This is a genomic window from Caulobacter sp. 10L414, from assembly GCF_056395525.1.
The window spans coordinates 34314-56007 of record NZ_JBFTJR010000016.1; the positions used below are offsets into that span (position 1 = coordinate 34314).

Annotated in this window: 15 protein-coding genes; 9 read left to right on the forward strand and 6 right to left on the reverse strand. The window is 69.1% G+C overall.

Annotated features, from left to right (window positions below):
• Positions 1 to 54 precede the first annotated feature (54 nt).
• Positions 55 to 795, reverse strand: a complete 741-nt coding sequence (locus AC1DCG_RS08905; RefSeq protein ID WP_477029055.1) for an SDR family oxidoreductase — start codon at positions 793 to 795, stop codon at positions 55 to 57.
• A gap of 105 nt (positions 796 to 900) precedes the next feature.
• On the opposite strand from AC1DCG_RS08905, the gene AC1DCG_RS08910 reads away from it, so the two are divergent.
• Complete coding sequence (locus tag AC1DCG_RS08910) at positions 901 to 1482, forward strand: TetR/AcrR family transcriptional regulator (protein ID WP_477029054.1); 582 nt, start codon at positions 901 to 903, stop codon at positions 1480 to 1482.
• 261 nt (positions 1483 to 1743) lie between these two features.
• On the opposite strand, the gene AC1DCG_RS08915 is transcribed toward AC1DCG_RS08910, so the two are convergent.
• The 3 genes from AC1DCG_RS08915 to AC1DCG_RS08925 form a co-directional block, all read right to left on the reverse strand.
• Entirely contained in the window at positions 1744 to 2658 is a 915-nt protein-coding gene (locus AC1DCG_RS08915) for a 2OG-Fe dioxygenase family protein (protein WP_477029053.1), read from the reverse strand.
• Between the two features lie 323 nt (positions 2659 to 2981).
• Complete coding sequence (locus AC1DCG_RS08920; protein WP_477029052.1) at positions 2982 to 4256, reverse strand: dCTP deaminase domain-containing protein; 1275 nt, start codon at positions 4254 to 4256, stop codon at positions 2982 to 2984.
• A gap of 167 nt (positions 4257 to 4423) precedes the next feature.
• A complete protein-coding gene (locus AC1DCG_RS08925; RefSeq protein WP_477029051.1) occupies positions 4424 to 5848 on the reverse strand; it encodes a LytTR family DNA-binding domain-containing protein in 1425 nt (474 codons plus the stop codon).
• A gap of 110 nt (positions 5849 to 5958) precedes the next feature.
• Here AC1DCG_RS08925 and AC1DCG_RS08930 point away from each other — a divergent pair, with 110 nt between their 5' ends.
• The 3 genes from AC1DCG_RS08930 to AC1DCG_RS08940 all read left to right on the forward strand — a co-directional run bounded on the left by AC1DCG_RS08930 (position 5959) and on the right by AC1DCG_RS08940 (position 11312).
• Positions 5959 to 7416: an alpha/beta fold hydrolase gene (locus tag AC1DCG_RS08930; protein WP_477029050.1), complete on the forward strand. Its 1458-nt coding sequence runs from the start codon at positions 5959 to 5961 to the stop codon at positions 7414 to 7416.
• Positions 7417 to 7502: 86 nt separating this feature from the next.
• Entirely contained in the window at positions 7503 to 10727 is a 3225-nt protein-coding gene (locus AC1DCG_RS08935; RefSeq protein WP_477036565.1) for a glycoside hydrolase family 2 TIM barrel-domain containing protein, read from the forward strand.
• Positions 10728 to 10871: 144 nt separating this feature from the next.
• A complete protein-coding gene (locus tag AC1DCG_RS08940; protein ID WP_477029048.1) occupies positions 10872 to 11312 on the forward strand; it encodes a hypothetical protein in 441 nt (146 codons plus the stop codon).
• A 29-nt stretch (positions 11313 to 11341) separates the two neighbouring features.
• Here the strand turns inward: AC1DCG_RS08940 and AC1DCG_RS08945 are convergent, their stop codons facing one another.
• Positions 11342 to 11590 (reverse strand): Imm27 family immunity protein, encoded by a 249-nt coding sequence (locus AC1DCG_RS08945; protein ID WP_477029047.1) that lies wholly within the window; start codon positions 11588 to 11590, stop codon positions 11342 to 11344.
• Between the two features lie 86 nt (positions 11591 to 11676).
• Positions 11677 to 12630 carry a bifunctional helix-turn-helix transcriptional regulator/GNAT family N-acetyltransferase gene (locus tag AC1DCG_RS08950; RefSeq protein ID WP_477029046.1) on the reverse strand — a complete coding sequence of 318 codons (954 nt, stop codon included), beginning with the start codon at positions 12628 to 12630 and terminating at the stop codon, positions 11677 to 11679.
• Positions 12631 to 12972: 342 nt separating this feature from the next.
• Here AC1DCG_RS08950 and AC1DCG_RS08955 point away from each other — a divergent pair, with 342 nt between their 5' ends.
• The 5 genes from AC1DCG_RS08955 to AC1DCG_RS08975 all read left to right on the forward strand — a co-directional run bounded on the left by AC1DCG_RS08955 (position 12973) and on the right by AC1DCG_RS08975 (position 21460).
• Positions 12973 to 15213, forward strand: coding sequence for an alginate lyase family protein (locus AC1DCG_RS08955; protein ID WP_477029045.1), 2241 nt, complete (start codon positions 12973 to 12975; stop codon positions 15211 to 15213).
• The gene (locus AC1DCG_RS08960; RefSeq protein ID WP_477029044.1) at positions 15210 to 16478 is read left to right on the forward strand and encodes an MFS transporter; all 1269 of its coding nucleotides are present in this window, start codon (positions 15210 to 15212) and stop codon (positions 16476 to 16478) included. Before AC1DCG_RS08955 ends, AC1DCG_RS08960 begins: the two co-directional genes overlap by 4 nt.
• Before the next feature lie 13 nt (positions 16479 to 16491).
• Positions 16492 to 17241, forward strand: a complete 750-nt coding sequence (locus AC1DCG_RS08965) for an SDR family NAD(P)-dependent oxidoreductase (RefSeq protein ID WP_477029043.1) — start codon at positions 16492 to 16494, stop codon at positions 17239 to 17241.
• Between the two features lie 172 nt (positions 17242 to 17413).
• Positions 17414 to 18295, forward strand: a complete 882-nt coding sequence (locus AC1DCG_RS08970) for a rhamnogalacturonan acetylesterase (RefSeq protein ID WP_477041457.1) — start codon at positions 17414 to 17416, stop codon at positions 18293 to 18295.
• A gap of 309 nt (positions 18296 to 18604) precedes the next feature.
• The gene (locus AC1DCG_RS08975; protein ID WP_477029041.1) at positions 18605 to 21460 is read left to right on the forward strand and encodes a TonB-dependent receptor; all 2856 of its coding nucleotides are present in this window, start codon (positions 18605 to 18607) and stop codon (positions 21458 to 21460) included.
• Positions 21461 to 21694 lie beyond the last annotated feature (234 nt).

The following is a 21694-nucleotide window of genomic DNA, read 5'->3' on the forward strand; positions in this document are numbered from 1 at the left end:
GATCCTCGATTTACGGCGAACGACGATCATCGGGCAAGCTGTCGGGAGGAAACCTTAAACGCTCCATCCCCCGTCGATCGTCAGGGCCGCGCCCGTCACGTAGCCGGCGTCCGGTCCCGCCAGCCAGGCCGCCAGGCCCGCGACCTCGCCGGCCTCGCCGATGCGGCCCAGCGGCAGGCGCGGGGCGATGTAGTCCATCAGGTCGGCGGTCATGTCGGTGGCGATCGGGCCGGGCTGGATGGTGTTGACGGTGATCCTGCGGGGCGCGAGGTCGAGGGCCGCGCCGCGCGCCAGCTGGGCGACGGCCGCCTTGGTCATGGCGTAGACGCTGGAGCCCGGCGTGCCGATGTGCCCGGCGGTGTTGCTGCCGATGACGATCACGCGGCCGCCGTCCGCCAGGTGCGGGACGGCGTGGTGGAGGGCCGCGAACACGCCGCGCACGTTGACCGCCAGCATGTGGTCGAAGTCGGCCAGGGGGAACTGGTCGATGGTCCCGGCCTTCAGCACCCCGGCGTTGACCACCAGCACGCCCAGCTTGCCGAAACGGTCGACGGCCGCCTCGATCGCGGCGCGCACGGCTTGCGCGTCGGCGCTGTCGGCCTGGAGGGGCAGGGCGGTTCCTCCCGTCGCCTCGACCTCGGCGGCCAGGGCGGCGGCGGGRCCAGGCGAGGCGGCGTAGGTGAAGGCGACSGGGCGGCCCTCGGCGGCCAGGCGCCGCACGATCGCCGCGCCCATGCCGCGCGAGCCGCCCAGCACTAGGGCCGGGGATTGGGGAGTGAAGCTGCTGTCGGTCATCTCGGAAACCTCGTTATGGACTGATTGGTCCATAACCTGTGCATTCCGGATCGATCGGTCAAGAATAATTCTGGACTGATCGATCAAGATCGCTAAGGTGCGAGCATGGCCAGACCTTCGGAATTCGATCGCGACGAGGCGATCGCCAGCGCGATCAGGGTGTTCGCCCGCCACGGCTACGAGGCCGCCTCGACCAGCGCCCTGATCGAGGGCATGGGCATCGGCCGCCAGAGCCTTTACGGCGCGTTCGGCGACAAGCGCCGCCTGTTCCTGGAGGCCCTGCGCCGTTACGCCGACGGCTCGCTGGACGGGATGGCGGCGGCGCTGGCCAGGCCGGGCCCGGCGTCCGAGGCGATCGAGGCGGCGCTGCTGGCCGGCCTCGGCTCGGCCGACGAACTGGAGAGCGGCTGCCTGGGCGTCGGCTCGATCGTCGAGTTCAGCCGCTCGGATCCCGACGTCAACGCCGTCAACGACGCGGCCGCCGCCCAGGTGCTGGCCGCCTTCGCCGCGCGGGTGAAGGACGGGGTCGCGTCGGGCGAGTTCGCCGCCGACCTGGACGCGCAGGCCGCCGCCCGCATGCTGCTGACCCTGCGCTCGGGCCTCAAGGTCGCCGCCCGCGGCGGCGGCGGCGAGGACGAACTGCGCGAGGCCGCGCGGCTGGCGATGCGGGGGCTGGGCCGCGTCTAGGGTCCGAAGCATCAGGCCTCGATGGCTGCAGGCCTCCCCAGGGGCGCGTCTCGACGATCCTGGGTTTGTCATCCCGGCCGCAGCGAAGCGGAGCGCCGGGATCTCCTGCCGTTCCGATGCCGCCGCCGTGGGAGATCCCGGCTCTGCGGAGCGCTGGCGCGCTCCTTCGGCCGGGATGACAAGCCTTGTTGAGCGCCCAGTTGAGGTGCGGCCCTGAGGGGCGATGCGCCCGCCCCGACGGGGGGCGAGCGCTCGCGAGGGCTACTGTCGCAGGTCGAGCCGTTCGGCGGGCGACATGGCGTCCAGGTCGTTCGACCGGGCCCGCCGCATCGGGCTGAAGTCGATCAGCGCCACCGTGCGGTGGCCCGGCTCGTCGAGGTTCTGCAGGCCGACCCCCTCGACGAAGTGCGCCACGGTCCTGTCGTCGACCACATAGCTTTCGCCCGGCTCGTCGAGCGTGAACCGCGCCAGGATCTCGCTGTCGGGCAGCTCCGAGGGGTGGCGGTTGACGTGCTCGGGGCGGGTGATGGCGTTCCAGCCGCCGTGGACGTTCCGCTTGCCCATCAGGTGGGCGAAGGTCACCGGCTCGCCGTCGCGGTGGATCGTGTTCGGCGTGACCGCCGCCAGTTGCCGGCCTTTCGGCTCGAGAGCGATGAGGTGGATGCCGACGCCGTAGGCGGGGCAGGCGGGGAGCACGCCCGAATGCAGCGCGATCCGATAGTCGGCGGCGACCAGTTCGGTGAGGGCCGGCGAGGCCAGTTGCGCTTCGGTCAGCGAGGCCAGCGCCCGCACGTTGTCGCCCTCTTCGGGCTGGTAGGCCGCCGGTTGAAAGTAGCTGGCGGTCGGCCTGTCGGCGCTGTCGTAGCCGCGCCCCATCGGCGTCAGCAGGTTCCGATCGGGCAGGTACAGCATGGCGCTGTAGAGCCGGTGGCGCAGGCCCGACTTGTCATAGGGGTCGGGCTGCAGCGACGCGCGCAGGTTCTGCGCGAAGAGCAGGAGCAGCCGGTGCAGGTACTCGGGATACGCCGTGCCGAGCACGTGGAAGCGGGCGAAGCCGTCGGCGGCCAGCGCCAGGGCGGCGGCCTTCTCGACGTCGACGCCGGTCGGGATGGGCTCTTCGGGCCATTCCTCGGGCCAGGTTCGGACGGTGAGCGGGGCGGATGTCCTCTGTGCCATGGTGTGCCCTCCTGTCGATGCGACGGTGTGAGAACATCAATATCTTAACACTCGTATTCACTCAAGATAAAACGGCGCAGATTACACAAAAACAAACCTGACGTGCGATCCTTCCCTAGGGTCTGGACTCAATTGGCGTGCAAAGAAACGTGTCTTCCCGGCCGGAGGAGCGCGTCAGCGATCCGTAGAGCCGGGATCTCCCACGTTGGCAGGTTCTGAACTGTGCGAGATCCCGGCGCTCCGCTGCGCTACGGCCGGGATGGCAACTGCCATAAGCTATTGAAACAGATAGCCCATTGCCCTCGTCCAATTGAGTACAGACCCTAGTCCGAGGTCAGGCTGTGAAGCTGCGCGCACACGTTCCGATAGGCCTCCATGGACTTGGCGGGCGTGCCGGTGAGGGCGTGGACGGCGTTGCCGAACGACAGCGTCCGGCCGCCGGCTTCGGCCTGGGCGAGGGTGGTCTCGACCTTCTCGGCATTGGCTTTCAGGAACTCGCCCAGGTTGGCGATGTCGGCGCTGTCGATCGGCGTATCGGCGAGCAGCTCGTAGATGGCCTCGTCGTTGTTCGCCAGCTGGCCGTTGATCCAGGCGTAGAAGGCCGACAGCGCGCTCCTGCGGTCGACGCCGGGGAATTCCCGGCCCTTGAACGTGATGGTCCAGCCCGGGCCGTTGCTGCTGTTGGCGATGTTCCTGTCGAGGGTCTGCTGCAGCTTCTTCACGACGCCGCGGATCTGGCTCTCGGGGTTCTTGCGATAGCCCTTCGAGACCGGCTCGGGCAGGGCCACGATGGTGATGCTGGCCAGCGGATCGCCCCGGCTCAGCGTCATGGCCTCGTCGCTGTCGTTCTTGACGCGGAAGATCAGCGGGCCGTTGAAGCCGGGGTCGATCTGGTGGCCGCAGTGAACGATCAGGCCGCGCAGGTTGCCTTCCGTCGTCTGCCCCAGCAGGCCCACGCAGCGCAGGCTCATACGCACGTGCTGCGCGGCCACCACGATGGTGCTCTTGCCGGGCGGCAGCTCGATGGCCGAGGCGTATTCGATGCGGTGCTGGTCGCGCAGGTCCTCGTAGGGCTTGCGCGTGTGCGGGTCGAACTTGCCGGGATGCAGCTCGTTCTGGAGAAACCACGAGAAGCAGTGGCGGCGTTCCTTGGGCACCCGGTCGAACCCGCTGGTGACGAAGAGGCCCATCTTCAGGTCGACGGATGCGGCCTGGATCTGGCTGTCGTCGAGCGGCGAAATGATGAAGCCGTTGTCGTCGTCGCCGTTCAGCGCCGCCAGCTGGTGGTCGACCAGGATGCCCACCGCTCGGCGCGCCTTGCCGGCGGCAGCGGGGTCGGCGGCGTGGTTGGGAAAGCGGTCTCCCAGCCAGAACTCCACGGACCCGCCCAGTTCCTGCCACAGCTTGCGCGCCAGGCTGGCGGAGATCGGGCGCTTGGTGGCGCCGGTGACGTTGTAGATCGATTGGGCGGTCAGGCCGATCTTCTCGGCCAGCGCCGAGGCGCTATAGCCCTTGCGAGCCATTTCCAGCTTCAGGTACTCGCCCGGTTCCAGCCACTCGGGCTGCGGGTCTCGCGCATCGTCCTTTTCGGTGTGCACGGTTGCCCCCTGGTCCATAAGGTCACGATTGTGACATGTGTGTGGTTAGCGTCAAGTTTTGTGATTGATGTGTGTGGGTGATAAAACATCGCCAACTTTCGCATGGGTGGAGCCGTGCGCAGCCGTCGGCGCCCCGTCGATCGCCAGGCGCGGGATGATGTCGTCGCTCAGGCCGACGCGGCGTCCAGGGCCTCGCGCAGGGCGGGCTGGCGCGAGCGGCTGACGGGCAGGGGCGCGCCTTCGCTCAGGTGAAGCCGCCAGCGGTCGCCGTCGCGCTCCAGCCGCTGGGCCTGGGCGAGGTTGGCGATCACCGACCGATGGACGCGCAGGAAGCGCTCGGGCAGCTGGGCCGACAGGCCGTCGAGCCGGGCCGCGTGCAGCAGGCTGCGGCCGCCGACCAGCCGCAGCTCGACATAGTCGTCGGCCCCGACCACGGCCAGGATGTCGGCGATCGGCACCAGCTCCACGCCCTTGGCCGACGCCACGGTCAGTCGGTCCGGCCGGCCGGCGGCCTTAGTCAAGGCGGCCTCGCGGCCCTGGTCGTCGCGCCCCAGCCGCACCACCTCGACCACCAGCAGCGGCAGCAGCAGGCCCGCGGCGAGCAGGAAGTAGGAAAAGTCGGCCAGCCATTGGGGAAAGCCCAGGGCCAGGGCCAGGAACAGCGCCAGATAGGCCAGGGCCGGGCGCGCGCCCGGCGTCCTGCCGCGCACGCCCGCGGCGACCGGCAGGACCGCCAGCGCCACGCCGAGGATCAGCGCCCAGGTCGTCTTGCTGTCGAAGCCCGGCAGCAGCGCCGTGGCGCCGACGACGACCAGCGCCGCGCCCACCATCGGCCAGCGCCCCCTGGGCAGGAACCGGCTGGCCGCATAGGCCGCCAGCAGGACCGCGAAGGCCGCCGCCAGCAGCCAGATGGCGCTCATCCGCCAGGCGTGCAGCGGATAGGGATAGTTCAGCAGCGCCCGCAGGCTCTCGACGACGGCCTGCAGCGCCGCGACCGCGGCCATGGCCGACAGGATCAGGCTGGAGCCGGTGCGGCGCAGGGCGTGGATCACGCCGAAGCCGAAGGCCGCCGCCAGCAGCGCGCCCGTCGCCGCGAAGACCGCCGCCAGGAAGGCCGCGCGGTCCGGATAGGGATAGGGCCAGACGCCGATGGCGCTGATCGGGCGGGCGAAGCGCAGGCCGCCGTGGAACGACGACAGGTGCAGCACCAGGGTGTTCTCTCCGGGCCGCCACAGGGGCTCGCGGATCGGCAGCACCACCTGGTAGCGGCCGGGGACCTCGGTCCGCGCCGTCGCGCCGGGCTCGCCGTTGGCGCCCAGCGGCCGGCCGTTGAGCCAGGCCTGTGACGAGGCGACGCCGGCTACGTAGAGGGCGCGGGGGCGATCGTCGGTCGGCGCGTCGAGGGTCGAGCGGATCCAAAGCTCGCGGCCCTGGGGATCGATTGCGTCGGCGATCGGCCGGCAGTCGCTCAGCACCGGTCCGTCCGGTCCGGCCACGCCGCGGCAGGCCTGCCAGGCCGGCTCCTGAGGCTGGGCGCGGACCACGGCCGGCAGGCTCGCGACGAGAAGGGTGAAGAGCAGGATTCGCCACATGGCCCCACCGTATGGCGCCGTTCGCCGAGTTGCGCCGCCATTCACCGACGCACGGGCGCCGTTGGCCGAACCGGCCTGGCGGCGGCGTCGCGAACGGCTCAGCTGGGGGCATGACCCATGCATCGCTTCATCGCCGCGCCATCCTCGCCGCCGCCGGCCTCGCCCTTCCCGGCCTGGCTCTGGCCCAGACCGCCGCGCCTACTGCCGACCTGCCCAAGGCCGGCCCGTTCCGCTTCAAGGGCTGGCGCGGCCAGGAGGTCGACGCCGAGCGCGGCGTCTTCGAGGTTCCCGAGGATCGCCGCGATCCCCGCTCGCGGCGGATCAAGCTCAGCTATGTCCGCTTTCCCTCGACGGCGGCCAGGCCCGGCCCGCCGATCGTCTACCTGGCCGGCGGGCCGGGCGGCTCGGGCGTGGGCGCGGCGGCCGGCCCCCGCTTCCCGATCTTCATGGCGCTGCGGCAGGTCGCCGACGTCATCGCCTTCGACCAGCGCGGCACGGGCGCGTTCGGCGCCATTCCGCCGGGGCCCGCCACGACGGCGCCGCTGCCGACCTTCACCCACGAGGGACTGACGCGCCATTTCCGCGACGACCTGCAGCGGGCCTGGGTCGACTGGACCCGGGCGGGCGTGGCCATGCGCGGCTACAACACCGAGCAGAGCGCCGACGACCTGGACGACCTGCGCCGCCACCTGGGCGCGGAGAAGATCGACCTGTGGGGCATCAGCTACGGCACGCACCTGGCGCTGTCGGTGCTCAAGCGCCATGGCGACAGGGTGGGTCGCGTGGCCCTGGCCAGCCTGGAGGGCCAGGACCAGACGGTGAAGCGCCCGGCGCGGATCGACGGCTATCTGGCCCGGGTGGACGCGCTGCTCGACGCCGATCCCGCCGTGCGCGCGGCGATCCCCGACTTTCCGGCGCTGATGCGGCGGGTGCATGCGCGCCTGGAGGCCGCGCCGGTGAGCCTGACCGCCAAGCTGGACGGCGCGCCGGTCGAGCTGCGGCTGGGCGGCTTCGCCATCCAGCTGATGGCGGGCGGGCTGATCGCCAATCCGCGCACCCTGGTCATGCTGCCGGGGCTGTACCTGGCGCTCGACGCGGGAAAGACCGAGGTGCTGGCGCCGTTCCTCGACGAGTTCGTGGGCCTGCTCGGCGTCGGCGGCATGTCCGCGGCCATGGACCTGGCCTCGGGGATCACGCCCGGCAGGCTGGCCGTGGTGCGGCGCGAGGCGCGAGAGGCGGTGCTGGGCGACGCGCTGAACTTTCCCATGCCGCATGTGCTGGGCGCGATCCCGGGCGTCGACCTGGGCGACAGCTTCCGCGAGCCGATCCGCATCGACCATCCGGCCCTGCTGGTGGCCGGCACGCTGGACGGCCGCACGCCGCTGGAGGAGCAGGAGGAGGTGGTCGCCCAGTTCCGCCGCAAGACCCGGGTGATCGTCGAGAACGCCGGCCACAACGTCTTCGAGGCTCATCCCGACGTGCAGGGCCTGCTGGTGCGGTTCTTCGGCGGCGAGGCGATGGCCGACATCCGGCTGAGCCTGCCGCCGCCGAAGTTCCAGCTGGGCTGACGATTTGTCCATTTTGTCTGACAAATGAATCCCGCATGCTACACAAACCTCGCCCGATCCAACGGGCGAGCGTTTGGGAGGCGTGCATGCGGAAGATCCTGGCGGCCGGCGCGGCCATGTCGGTCATGGTCCTCGTGGGAGCTGGGGCGGGGGCGGCGTACGCCCAGCCCAAGGTCGATCCGGTGCAGGTGGATCCCTCGCGTCCCGACTGGGAGAACCCCGCCGTCAACGCCCGCGGCAAGCTGCCGGCCGTCGCCACCCACTTCCCGTTCGAGAGCCGCCAACTGGCCCTGGCCGGCGACATGGGCCAGTCGGCCCGCTACCTGTCGCTGGACGGCCAGTGGGCGTTCCACTTCTCTCCGTCGTCGGACGATACGCCCGCCGGCTTCGAAAAGCCCGACTACGACGCCTCGTCCTGGAAGGACATCAAGGTGCCGGCCATGTGGCAGGCGCAGGGCTACGACCAGGCCCGCTACAACAACATCACCTATCCGTTCCCGGCCAACCGGCCGCTGATCCCGCACGCCACCAACCCCGTCGGCTCCTACCGCCGCACCTTCGAGGTTCCGGCCGGCTGGAGCGGCCAGGACGTGATCCTGCACGTCGGCGCGGCCGGGGCCGCCTATCGCGTCTGGGTCAACGGGCAGGAGGTCGGCTACTACGAGGACTCCAAGCTGCCGGCCGAGTTCGACGTCACCAAGCACGTCAGGCCGGGCGCGAACCTGATCGCCATCCAGGTGCACCGCTGGGCCGACGGCTCCTATCTGGAAGACCAGGACTTCTGGCGCGTCTCGGGCATCGAGCGGTCGGTCTACCTCAAGGCCGTGCCCCAGGCGCGCGCCGCCGACCTCTTCGTCAAGGCCGGTCTCGACAAGGCCTATCGCGACGGGACCCTGTCGACCGAGCTGTCGCTGACCGCCCGCAAGGCCCCGCTGACCGCGCGCATGACCCTGCTGGACGGCGACCAGGCGGTGCTGACCAAGGAGGCCAAGGTCGCCCCCGGCGCCGCGCGCACGGTTTCGCTCGACGCGACCGTGCCGGGCGTCAGGCCTTGGACCGCCGAGACGCCCAACCTCTACACCCTGCTGGTCGAGCTGATCGACGCCAAGGGCCAGGTGGTCCAGGCCACGCCCCAGCGCATCGGCTTCCGCACGGTCGAGATCAGGAACGGCCGGGTGCTGGTCAACGGGCGGCCCATCGTCATCCGCGGCGTCAATCGCCACGAGCACGACCCGGAGACCTTCCACGTCATCTCCGAGGAGAGCATGCGCCGCGACATCGAGCTGATGAAGCGCGCCAACATCAACGCCGTGCGCACCTCGCACTACCCCAACGACGAGCGCTTCTACGCCCTGGCCGACGAGTACGGCCTCTATGTGATGGACGAGGCCAATATCGAGAGCCACGCCTACATGGACTACGGCAACAAGCGGCCGGAACTGCGCGAGCAGATGCAGCTGGGCTTCGACCCGGCCTGGGAGGCCGCCCACCGCGACCGGGTGCTCAACATGGTCGAGCGCGACAAGAACCACCCGTCGGTGATCTTCTGGTCGCTGGGCAACGAGGCCGGCATCGGCCCCAATTTCGAGAAGGCCGCCGCGGCCGCCCGCAAGCGCGATCCCTCGCGCCTGATCTCGTACCTGGGCTGGGGCACGCTGGACTGGGAGCACCAGCCCAACGCCTATGTCGACATCTACGCCCCGATGTACGACGACATCGAGAAGATGGTCGACTGGGCCACCGATCCGTCGCGCACCCAGCCGATGATCCAGTGCGAATACGCCCACATGCAGGGCAACGGCGGCGGCAACTTCAAGGACTACTGGGACACCATCTACAAGTACGACAAGCTGCAGGGCGGCTTCATCTGGGACTGGGTCGACCAGTCGATGTACCGCTATACCAAGGACGGCAAGCGCTACTGGGGCGACGGCGGCGAGTACGGCAAGAACCCGGGCGGCGACATCGAGTTCGGCGACGGCATGATCCAGCCCGACCGCACGCCCAATCCGCACTTCTACGAGGTGCGCAAGGTGCTCTCGCCGATCCAGTTCGGCGCCTTCTCGGCCGTCAACAACACGCTGATCGTCACCAACCGCCACGATTTCCGCGACCTGTCGGGCTTTACCTTCGATTGGGTGCTGGAGGAGGACGGCGTCGAGATCGCGGCCGGCGAGCTGCCGGCCCTGGCGCTGAAGGCGCGCGGCCAGCAGCGCATCACCCTGCCGCTGCCCAAGCTGACGCCGAAGCAGGGCTCGGAGTACTTCGTCACCGTGCGCGCCCGGGCCAAGGCCGGCGCCGTACCGCTGACGCCGGCCGGCTACGTGGTCGGCTGGGAGCAGTTTTCCGTCTACGCCGCCCCCAAGGCCTTCGTCGATCGTCCCGGAACGGTGGCGCTCAGCCAGGCCAGGGACGCGGTGGTGCTCGAGGCGGCCGGCGCGCGCCTGACCATCGACCCGGCCACCGGCCTCGTCGCCTCCTATACCAAGGACGGCGCGGTGCTGGCCAAGGGCGGGGCGCCCAACTTCTTCCGGGCCGAGACCGACAACGACACCCTCAACGGCACGGTCGCCCAGCAGAAGCCCTGGCGGGTGATGACCGAGGCGCGCCAGCTGCGCGGCTTCGCCGCCCACAAGGTCGACGACGGCACGGCCCGCGTGGTGGTGGAGTACGCCCTGGGCGCGGGGGCTGCGACCTTCACCACCACCTACGCCATGGCCGGCGACGGCTCGGTGGCGGTCAGCGGCGAACTGGTTCCGCTGAAGGACGATCTGCCGCCGCCGGTGCGGGTGGGCCTGTGGTTCACCCTGCCCAGCCAGCCTTCGAGTGTCGAATGGCTGGGCCGCGGCCCGCACGAATCTTACGTCGACCGCTTCACCTCGGCCCCGATCGGCCTGTGGCGCGGGGCGCTGGCCGACCAGAACCACGACTACATGCGGCCCCAGGACACCGGCAACAAGCTGGACGTCCGCTGGATGGAACTGGGCTCGGGCGGTCCCGGCCTGCGGATCGAGGCCGACAAGCCCTTGATGATGCAGGCCCTGGCCTTCCCCTACACCGACCTCTACCGCCGCCCGGCCGGAACCTGGAAGTCGTCCGACATCGTGCCCCACGGCGAAGGAACCCTGATCATCGACGCCGCCCAATGGGGCGTCGGCGGCGACACCACCTGGAACCACGTCGGCCAGCCCCACGGCAAGTACCGCACCAGGCTGGAGCCCACCCGCGTCAGCTTCCGCCTCTCGCCGTTCACCGGCGAGGGGACCACGCCCGACAAGGCCAAGCCGGCGCGGGCGACGGAGGTGGAGTAGGGGCTCCCCCAGACTCCCGTCATTCCCGCCGCAAGGGCGGGTGTCGGCCGAGGCAGACACCCGCCCTTGCGACACCGATCGGGCCGTCCGAAACGGGCGGCGGAGCCAACTTCGTTTCACGACCCTAGCCAGACATTGCCAGACATGGTCACCTTAGCCATGAACTTGAGACGGATCAGCGTCATCGCGCTTGGCCTGGCGCTTTCGTCGTGCTCGGACGGCGGCTTCAACGGCCGCACCCAACAGTTTTCCGGCGTCTGGCTCCATGAGTTCGAGGGATCGACGTTTGTCGATGGCGCGACCAAGGTCCCGACGGAACGTCCAGATCCGAGGAAGACAGACTATCTGGAGTGGCGCGACTGGCCCCGTCTAGAAGCTCTCATGGAAACGAGCAGGGGCAATGGGAACTGTTACACAGTGCAGCCCTTCTTGGTCACCTTTTCCGGCCGCAGAACGCACTATCCGCTCTACAGCGAGAAACGCTTTGGCGGTGCAGGACATCTCGGGCTATGGCGTTCAAAGGTGACGGTGCAGAGACCGATCTCCGCGAAGCGGCTTGGCCCTTCATTCTGCTACGAACGCTAGCGTCCGCGTTCCACCCATGGCGGTCATTCTCATGTAGCGGAGTCGGCCGTGTCCAATTTGACTAGTCGCCGCGGTCCGCCACCGTGCAACTCGCTTTGGGGGTAGTCGAGCTGCCACAGACTGCCGTCAGTGCGATGTCGGAACAGCCTTCGCCAGCCGCCATCGGTGGTCCCAATCTGTTCAAGTTCGGCCGTCAGAAGTCGATCGATCTCAGCAGCGTCGCCGCCGGCAGTCATGTCGCCATCGGCAAGCACCCAAGTTTCCATCAGGTTGGTCATAGCGCCTCCAGCATCACTCTTATTGAGGCAGTGTCGCCCTTTCCACCCTTAGCAGGCCCTAGGGCGGGAATGACGGGATCGTGGGGCTATCCCCGATACACCATCGCCACGTCGCAGCGCTCGTACGACGCGCCGTACCTGGCCATGATCGCCTCGTCGTGGACGAAGCCGAGCTTTTCGTAGAGGTGCACGGCGGCGGCCGACTTCTTGTTGCTGAGCAGGTAGAGCGGGGCCGCGCCCATGGCCTGGGCGCGGGCGATGGTCGCGGCCAGCAACTGCTCGCCGATCTTGGCGCCGCGCGATGATTTCAGCACGCCCATCTTGGTCAGCTCGATCGCGCCGCCGCCCGAGGGCTTCAGCGCGCAGGTCCCGACCGGGCCGACGCCCTCGACGACCGCGAACAGGATGGCGCCGCCGTGGTCGAGTATGGCCTCGCGGGGGTGGTCCAGCACCTTCAGGTCGACGGGCTCGACCGCGTACATGTCCTCCAGCCATTCCATGTTGATGGCCTTGAAGGCCGGGGCGAGGGTGTCGCTGAACTCCGCCACCATGACGCCGGCCTCGACGTGACGGGCGGCGCGGACGTCCAGCGGCTCGTGCGCCAGCAGGGCCTCCAGCCGGGTCAGCTGGTCGAGGAACGACGGATCGAGCTCCGCCAGCACCTCCTCGACGGCGGCCTCGGCCCGGTTCCAGACCAGCATCTTGGCGCGGTCCAGCGCCTGCCGCCCGGCCGGCGTCAGGCGGATGGTCTTGTGGCGCTGGTCGCGGTGCTCGCGGTTGGTCTCGACGAGGCCCAGCTCGGTGAGGCGCGCCACGGCGCGGGTGACGGTGGGCTGGGCCACCTGCATGGCCTCGGTCAGGGCGCCGATCGTCTGCGGGCCGTCGCGGTCCAGCGTGCCCAGCACCGGCATGTGGCTGGGCTGCAGCGGCAGGTCGGCCTTCTCGACCAGCCGGGTGACCTGCGACTGCATCCGCTCGGCCATGCGCTTGAGGCGGCTGCCCAGGAACAGGGCGGCGCGGTCGGAGACGATGTCGGTCATGGCGCGATCCATATACATAGCGTGCTATATGTATAGCTATGTGGTTTCCGGCGCGATGGCAAGCGCCGCCGTCTCCGATCGTCCCCGCGAAGGCGGGGATCCAAGCAGAGGTGGGGAGGCCCGCGATCGCGTCGTCCCATTCGGAGAACCAGCTTGGGCCCCCGCCTTCGCGGGGGAGGTCGGGCTCTAGTGAATATACCAGTTGCGAAACTGGTATAGCAAAATGCGAGAACCAATTTTTCCAGACCGGATCGATTTTTGCTAGGACAAATGGTCTGCATCCATGTATGCCGTTCTGGCGTCAGTCAGCGGAGCGGCCAGAGAGCCGCGTGGGAGTTGAGCGTGGGAAACATTCGGCGACAGGTGGGGCGTCTGGCCCTGGTGCTGCTGGTCTCGACGGCCCTGCCGGCGGGGGCGGCCATGGCCCAGGCGGGGGCCTCGCCCGTGCAGGTGCAGGCCGGCCTCGCGCCGGTGCTGGTCGGCGGGGCCGATCTGGCCGCCATGCGCACCGAGGGCGCGCGCTATCCGATGTTCGCCGCCGAGCTGGCGCGGGTGCGCAAGGAGGTCGACGCGGCCATGAAGGCGGGCGTCGACGTGCCGCTTCCCAAGGATCCCGGCGGCGGCCGCACCCACGAGCAGCACAAGCGCAACTACATGGCCATCTACGGCGCGGGCATGCTGTACCGCGCCACGGGCGATAAGGCCTATGCCGACTACGCCCGGCGGATGCTGCTGGAATACGCCAGGCTCTATCCGACCCTCGGCCTGCACCCGGCCGCCAAGAACAACGCCGCCGGCAAGCTGTTCTGGCAGAGCCTGAACGACGCGGTCTGGGTGGTCTATTCGATCCAGGGCTATGACGCGATCCGCGACACGCTCAGCGACGCCGACCGCAAGACCATCGACGACGGCGTCTTCCGGCCGATGGCCAAGTTCATCGCCGACGACCAGCCGCAGGTCTTCGACATCATCCACAACCACGCCACCTGGGCCTGCGCCGCCGTCGGCATGACCGGCTACGTGCTGCGCGATCCGGTGATGGTGGAAAAGGCGCTGAAGGGCACGGACCGCTCGGGCAAGGTCGGCTTCCTCAAGCAGATCGACCAGCTGTTCTCGCCCGACGGCTATTATGCCGAGGGACCCTACTACCAGCGCTACGCCCTGCAGCCGTTCGTCGTCTTCGCCCACGCGATCGAGGAGAACGAGCCCCAGCGCAAGATCTTCCAGTACCGCGACGGGGTGCTGACCAAGGCGGTGAAGGCCGCCGTGCAGCTGACCTATGACGGCTACTTCTTCCCGTTCAACGACGCCCTGCTGGAAAAGAGCCTCAAGACCGACGAGCTCTACCAGTCGATCGCCATCGCCTATGGGGCCAGCAAGGATCCCTCCTTGCTCTCGATCGCCCGCTGGCAGGGCCGCACCACGCTGACGCCCGACGGCCTGGCCGTGGCGCGGGATCTTTCGGCCGGCAAGGAAAAGCCGTTCCCCTACGCCTCGATGCTGTTCCGCGACGGGCCCGACGGCGACCAGGGCGCCATCGCCGTGATGCGCTCAGGGCCCGGCGACGACGACGAGGTGGTGGCGGTCAAGAACACCGCCCAGGGCATGGGCCACGGCCACTACGACAAGCTGAACTGGATCCTCTACGACGCCGGCCGCGCGATCGTCACCGACTACGGCGCGGCCCGCTTCCTCAACATCGAGGCCAAGGACGGCGGGCGCTACCTCAAGGAAAACGAGACCTGGGCCAAGCAGACCGTGGCCCACAACACCCTGGTCGTGAACGAGACCAGCCAGTTCGACGGCAAGGTCAAGGTCGCCAACACCATGGCGCCCAAGCAGATCTTCTTCTCGGCCGAAGGCTCGGCCAAGATCAGCACCGCCGAGATGGCCGGGGCCTGGCCGGGCGTCACCTTCCGCCGCTCGATCGTCCAGGTCGATGCCGGCAAGGGCCCGCCGCTGGTGCTCGACCTCCTGAAGGTCAACGGCGACAAGCCGGCCCAGTACGACCTGCCGCTGCACTTCTCCGGCCACATCATCGACGCCGGCTTCCCGCTGCAGCAGAACCTGTCCACCCGGCCGGTGCTGGGCAAGGACGACGGCTACCAGCACCTGTGGGTCGACGCGACCGGAACGCCCGACGCGACCAACGCCCGCCTGACGTGGATCAACGGCGAGCGGTTCTACACCTGGCGCATGCTGCCGCCGGCGGGGGCGCAGGTGATCATCGCGCAGAGCGGGGCCAATGATCCCAAGTTCAACCTGCGCCGTGAGCCGGCTCTGATCCAGCGGGTCAAGAGCGACGGGAACACCACCTTCGTGGGCGTGCTCGAGCCGCACGGCGCCTATGACCCCTCGGCCGAGACCACGGAAGGCTCGACCAGCCGCATCGAGGCCCTGCGCCATGCGCGCACGGCCGACGCCGACATCGTCACCATCGTGCTGGCCGGCGGCCGCACCATCACCCTGGCCATCGCCGACAGCGCCGAGGCCGGCCTCGCCCACAAGGCCGCCGTCGACGGCAAGACGGTCGCCTGGAAGGGCCACTTCGCCCGCTTCGACAGCGCCGGAGCGGCCAAGTGAAGGGCGGGCTTCGCTGGCTGATCGTCAGCCTGGTCGGCCTGGCGACGGTCATCAACTACATCGACCGCAACGCCCTGGCCGTCATGTGGCCGGCCGTTTCGAAGGACATCGGCGCCGACAAGGCCGACTACGCCCTCCTGGTGACCATCTTCATGGTCGCCTACGCCTGCGGCCAGTCGCTGTTCGGCAAGGTGTTCGACGTCATCGGCACGCGGATGGGCTTTGCGGTGTCGATCCTGGTGTGGTCGGTGTCGATCGCCGCCCACAGCCTGGTGCGCTCGCTTGGCCTGCTGGCTTTGCTGCGCGTGACGCTGGGGATCAGCGAGGCCGGCAACTGGCCCGGCGCGGTCAAGGCCAACGCCCTGTGGTTCCCGCCGCGCGAGCGGGCGCTGGCCCAGGGCATCTTCAACTCCGGCGCGGCCATCGGGGCCATCGTCTCGGCGCCGCTGGTGGCCCTGCTGTTCGAGCTGATAGGCTGGCGGGCGACCTTCCTGGTGGTGGGCGTGCTGGGCTTCCTGTGGCTGCTGCCCTGGCTCTTCGTCTACCGCGCCGATCCCGGCGCCCACCCGTGGCTGAGCGAGGCCGAGCGCGCCCACATCGCCGATCGCGGCGAGAACGGCGCCAAGGCCGGCTGGTCGCCGAACCTGCGTGAGCTGCTGCGGCAAAAGCAGAGCTGGGCGATCATCGTCTCGCGCTTCTTCCTCGATCCGGTCTGGTGGCTGTTCGTCTCGTGGCTGCCGATCTACCTGTCGGAGACCTTCGGCTTTGACGTGCGCCAGATCGGCCTGTTCGCCTGGGTGCCGTTCGTCGGCGCCATGCTGGGCAGCCTGGGCGGCGGCTGGCTTTCGGGAGCGCTGATCCGGCGCGGCTGGAAGACCCTGAGCGCCCGCCGCTTCGCCGTCACCCTGGGCGGGGCGATCATGCTCCCGGCCCTGCTGCTGACGGCCAAGGCCGCCACGCCCCTCTCGGCCGTGCTGCTGATCGCCGTGATCCTGTTCGGCTTCCAGGTGGCCATCAACAACATCCAGACCCTGCCCAGCGACTATTACGGCGGCGGCGCCGTCGGCACGATCGCCGGCGTCGGCGGCACGGCGGCCGTGGCMGGCACCCTGGTCACCACCTGGCTGGTGCCGGCGATGACCCAGCACGGCTACGCCCCGATCTTCGTCCTGGCGGCGGTCATCGTGCCGCTGGGCGTCATCTCTCTCTGGCTCTTGGGCGGGCGCGCATCGCCCGTGCCGGCGCCTTCCTCGGACAGTCAGTAAAAAGGGGACCCGCATGAGGTTCAACGGCAAGGTCGCGCTGGTCACCGGCGGCGGCCGCGACATCGGCCGCGAGGTTTCGCTGCGCCTGGCCGCCGAAGGCGCCACCGTCGTCGTCAACTATCGGGGCGACGAGAAGTCCGCCCAGGAGACCGCCGCCCAGATCGAGGCGGCCGGCGGCAAGGCCGTGCTGCACCGGGCCGACGTCACCGACGCGGGCGAGGTCGAAGGCCTGGTGGCCGCCGCTTCGGCGATCACCGGCAGGATCGACATCCTCGTGAACCTCGCCGGCGGCATGGTGGCCCGCAAGACCCTGGCCGACATGGACGAGGCCTTCTTCGACCAGGTCATGACCCTGAACCTGAAGTCGGCCTTCCTGGTCACCAAGGCGGCCCTGCCGCACATCCCCGACGGCGCGGCCATCGTCAACATCGCCTCGCAGGCCGGCCGCGACGGCGGCGGTCCGGGCGCCAGCGTCTACGCCGCCTCCAAGGGCGCGCTGATGACCCTGACCCGCGGCTGGGCCAAGGAGCTGGGTCCGCGCGGGATCCGCGTCAACGCCCTGTGCCCGGGCCTGATCGGCACCAGCTTCCACGACATCTTCTCCAAGCCCGAAGGCCGCGCGGCCACGGCCGGAAACACCCCGCTGCGCCGCGAGGGCGCGCCGCAGGAAGTGGCCGCCGCGGTGGCCTTCCTGGCCTCGGACGACGCCTCGTTCCTGGCCGGCGTGAACCTCGACATCAACGGCGGGCTGGCCTTCTCGTAGGGCCTGAAGCGACCCGCGCTTTTCTCCGTGCATCCCCGCGAAGGCGGGGATCCAAGCCGAGACTGCGGGCGATCCAAGGCCGCGCCGCTCCCCGGAAGTCAGCTTGGGTCCCCGCCTTCGCGGGGAAGATCGGATCGGGGGGCGCGAGAAAAACGAGATCTGGGAGGATCCGATGAACAAGAACACGACCGCGATGCTCGCGACCCTGGCCCTGCTGGCCGCCGCGCCCGTCGCCCTGGCCCAGCCGCCCGGACCGGTGAAGGCGCGCGAGCCGCGCACCGACGCCCTGCCGATCAAGCCCTACAAGGTGATCCTGKTCGGCGACTCCACCACGGCCGTCGGCAGCGGCTGGGGCTCGGCCTTCTGCGACCATCACGTCAAGTCGTCGGTGGCCTGCCTGAACCTCGGCCGCGGCGGGCGCTCGACCCGCAGCTACCGCGCCGAGGGCTCGTGGGACATCGCGCTCGCCGAGGCCAAGGTCTCGGGCTACGCGGCCACCTATGTGCTGATCCAGTTCGCCCACAACGACCAGTCGTCCAAGGGCGAGCGCTGGACCGACATGACCACCGAGTTTCCGGCCAACCTCAAGCGTTTCGTCGACGACGTGCGGGCCGCCGGCGCCCAGCCCGTGCTGCTGACCCCGCTGACCCGCCGCGAGTTCGCCAAGGGCCAGCTGAAGAACACGCTGGACGTCTGGTCCGACGAGGTGCGCAAGGTCGCGACAGAGACCAAGACGCCGCTCGTGGATCTCAACAAGTCCAGCGCCCGCATCGTCCAGAAGCTGGGGCCCGTCGACTCCATGAAGCTGGCCCAGGCCGAGCCGATCGAGGCCGAGGTCGAGGCCGCCAAGGCCGGCACGACCCTGCCGCCCCGCGCGGCGGAGGAGGCCCGCCAGCCGGACGTGGCCACCACCGAGACCGGCCCGCGCGGCCAGCAGGTGCGCAAGTTCGACTACACCCACGTCGGCGACGCCGGCGCGCAGGTGTTCTCCAAGCTGGTCGCCGACGACCTGGCCGCGGCCGTGCCGGGGCTTCGCAGCCAGCTGGTGCCTTGACTCTCCCCTCCCGTCATTCCCGCCACAAGGGCGGGAATGACGGGACTTTTTTAGGGATGACGAGGCGCTGGCGCCTGTCTCTTCCCCACGCCCAAAGGGGGAAGCGCGCGGAGGCGGCCGCACGTCACGGCCCTGGCCGTGGCCGCCTCCGCGCAACTGGTCTAAATTGGTCTATTTTCCGGTCCGGAAATATCGCAAGCAAATTGGCCTGAAAATTCTCATAATTGGTATAAGAATCCGCCTTGACGCGGCGCCGGCCAGGTCGCAGGGTCCCGGCATAAGAAAAGAACCTAGGGGGAGGGAGCCGTCATGCGCCCGAGCAACACCATCCGCGTCCGGCTGCGGACGATCCTGAGCTGCGGCGCGGCCGCCTCGGTCGTCGCCATGGCCGCCGCCGCTTCGGCGCAGGAGGCTCCGGCCGACCAGCCGATCACCGACAACGCCGTCGACGAGGTGGTGGTCAGCGCCGTGCGCCAGACCATGCAGAACTCGATCGCCGTCAAGCGCGACACCACGGCCATCGTCGACGCCCTGTCGGCCAACGAGATCGGCGACCTGCCGGGCCAGTCGATCGGCGAAGCGATCATGACCATCACCGGCGCCACCGCCGACCGCGGCAACTACGGCCCGACGGAAGTGTCGCTGCGGGGCCTGGGTTCGTTCCTGTCGGCCACCACCTTCAACGGCCGCGAGGCCTCGAACGGCAGCGGCGACCGCGCCGTCAACTTCGGCCAGTTCCCGTCCGAGCTGTTCAACGGCATCAAGATCTACAAGTCCCAGCAGGCCGACCTGATCGAGGGCGGCGTGGCCGGCACCATCGAGATGGAGACCAAGAAGCCGCTCGACTACGGTAAGCGGCTGCTGCAGGGCGAGCTGAAGGGCAACTACAATCCCTACCAGAAGCGGATCACGGGCTCGGATCCCTGGGGCTGGCGCGGCACGGCCAGCTATGTCGACCAGTACGAGCTGGGCAAGCTGGGCGACGTGGGCGTGTCGCTGGGCGTCCAGCGCAACCAGGTCGACGACCCGGCCGAAAGCTATGTCGCCTCAAACACCTGGCTGGCCTGCAACGCCAACATCAACGCCACCGGCAACTGCACCGAGGTGAGCCGCGCCCAGGCCGCGGCCGGCACGCCCTTCTACCTGGCGCCCAACTCGATCACCTTCCGGCAGCTGACCGCCAAGGAAAAGCGCGACGCGATCTTCGGCGCTCTGCAGTGGCAGCCCAACGACCGCTGGGACGTCAACCTGGACATGGAATATTCCAAGCGGAACTACGAGGAAGACCGCCACGACCTGGGCTTCGCCGAGACCCGCTACGCCCTGCGCAACGTGCAGTACGACGACCAGCACCGGCTGCTGTACGCCACCGGAAACAGCACCCTGCAGTCGGTCTCGACCCTGTTCCAGCGGGAAGAGGAATATATCGGCGGCGGCGGGGACTTCGAGTTTAGGGCCACCGATCGCCTGACCCTCAGCGCCGACGTCTCCTACAGCCAGACGACCCGCACCGACCTGACCCGCTCGACCCGCCTGCGCACCGATCCGCTCGACATCTACGGCGTGCGCACGGCCATCAACAACCAGCGCATCCCCTTCACCTACGACGCCCGGGGCGGCTTCGCGCCGACCCTCACCGTCGATCCGCGCTTCAATCTGGACGACTGGTCGCTCTACAGCGACGACGCCCGCCTGACCCGCGAGGAGGAGGAGAAGAAGGACCGCATCTTCGCCACCCGCTTCGACGCCCGTTACGACCTGGACGGCTTCATCAGCCGCATCGACGCCGGCGCCCGCTATTCGCGCCGCCGCTACACCACCTATGACGACCTGGTCACCATCGACCAGGCCAGCCTGGCGGTCGACCGGGCGGTGAACCTGGCCTGCCGCACCAACTTCCCGCAGTCGGACTATCTGTCCGACGCGCCCACCCATTCGGTGCGCAGCTGGGCGACCTTCGACACCCTCTGCCAGTTCCGCAACTATCTCGGAACCGAGGATCCGGGCGGCAGCGGCGACACCCGCTCGGTGGCCAACGCCGACGTCACCGAGACCGTGTGGTCGGGCTACGTCATGGCCTCCTACAAGGGCGAGGCGGCCGGCATGCCGGTGCGCGGCAACTTCGGGGTGCGGGTGGTCGACACCAGCGTCGTCTCCAAGGGCCTGCGGGCCGAGCTGGACGTCGTCAACAACAGCGACGGCTCGATCCGCCTCGTCGAGACGGGCGCCTTCGACGACACCCGGATCAAGGCCTCCAGCTTCCGCGTGCTGCCCAGCGTCAACGCCAATTTCGACCTGACGCCCAAGACCGTGGGCCGCATCGCCCTCTACCGCGCCATGTCGCGTCCGGCTCCCAGCAGCCTGGCGGCGGGCCGCACCATCACCCTGCAGGACGGCACCGACTTCACCTCTATCCAGGACGCCATCGGCGAGATCGTCGCCAGCGGCAGCCCGCGCCTGAAGCCGATCATGTCGTGGAACGCCGACGTGGCGCTGGAATACTACGCCAACCGCGACACCATCCTGGCCACGACGCTGTACTACAAGCAGTTCACCGGCGGCTTCATCCCGGTGACCATAGACGAGCAGTTCGTCATCGACGGCCAGAACGTCACCGTGCCGGTCACCCAGACCCAGAACAGCGACGACAAGAGCCACGTCTACGGCGCGGAGTTCACGCTCTCCAACAAGTTCAGCTGGTTGCCCAAGCCGCTGGACGGGTTCGGCGGCAAGCTGAGCTACAATTACGCCATCACCAACTTCAAGAACCACGACATCCGGCTGGGCGACGTCATCGACGCCGAGACCGGGGCGGTGACGGGCGGCATGATCCCGGCCGCGGGCCTGAACGGCTATTCCAAGCACGTGCTGTCGGCCCAGCTCTATTACGAGCACGGCCCGCTCAGCGTGCAGGGCATCTATCGCTACCGCTCGCGCTACTACCAGGACTTCGTCGGCGGCAACGCCCAGCTGCGCTACATCGCCGGCAGCGACGCCTTCGACTTCAACGTCCAGTACAAGCTGAACAAGAAGGTCGACATCCGCCTGCAGGGCCTGAACCTGTTCAACGAGGTCAAGATCGACTCGATGCCGGTCTATGGCAGCACCCGCAACTACCAGTACTTCGGCCAGCAGTTCTTCATCTCGATCCGGGCGCGGCTGTAGGGCGCTCCACATCCTTGTCATCCCGGCCGGACGCCCGCGAAGGCGGGCGGGAGCGCCGGGATCTCCCACGACGGCCACGTCGAGGGTGGGGGATCCCGGCTCTACGGCCCGCTGGCGCGGCCCTTCGGCCGGGATGACAAGGTTTGGGAGTTGCGTGGGGCGCCGCCCCGCCAGCCCGCCCCGGCGCCTACCAGTTTGCTATTCCAATTCCAGTCCGGTTCGGGCATGGCTTGG

What these genes read in the sequence shown, in the direction of transcription:
- AC1DCG_RS08915 (WP_477029053.1), bottom strand. Translation starts at nt 2,658, where the DNA reads ATGGCACAGAGGACATCCGCCCCGCTCACCGTCCGAACCTGGCCCGAG.
- AC1DCG_RS08950 (WP_477029046.1), bottom strand. Translation starts at nt 12,630, where the DNA reads ATGACCGACATCGTCTCCGACCGCGCCGCCCTGTTCCTGGGCAGCCGC.
- AC1DCG_RS08975 (WP_477029041.1), top strand. Translation starts at nt 18,605, where the DNA reads ATGCGCCCGAGCAACACCATCCGCGTCCGGCTGCGGACGATCCTGAGC.
- AC1DCG_RS08925 (WP_477029051.1), bottom strand. Translation starts at nt 5,848, where the DNA reads ATGTGGCGAATCCTGCTCTTCACCCTTCTCGTCGCGAGCCTGCCGGCC.
- AC1DCG_RS08935 (WP_477036565.1), top strand. Translation starts at nt 7,503, where the DNA reads ATGCGGAAGATCCTGGCGGCCGGCGCGGCCATGTCGGTCATGGTCCTC.
- AC1DCG_RS08910 (WP_477029054.1), top strand. Translation starts at nt 901, where the DNA reads ATGGCCAGACCTTCGGAATTCGATCGCGACGAGGCGATCGCCAGCGCG.
- AC1DCG_RS08930 (WP_477029050.1), top strand. Translation starts at nt 5,959, where the DNA reads ATGACCCATGCATCGCTTCATCGCCGCGCCATCCTCGCCGCCGCCGGC.
- AC1DCG_RS08940 (WP_477029048.1), top strand. Translation starts at nt 10,872, where the DNA reads ATGGTCACCTTAGCCATGAACTTGAGACGGATCAGCGTCATCGCGCTT.
- AC1DCG_RS08965 (WP_477029043.1), top strand. Translation starts at nt 16,492, where the DNA reads ATGAGGTTCAACGGCAAGGTCGCGCTGGTCACCGGCGGCGGCCGCGAC.
- AC1DCG_RS08945 (WP_477029047.1), bottom strand. Translation starts at nt 11,590, where the DNA reads ATGACCAACCTGATGGAAACTTGGGTGCTTGCCGATGGCGACATGACT.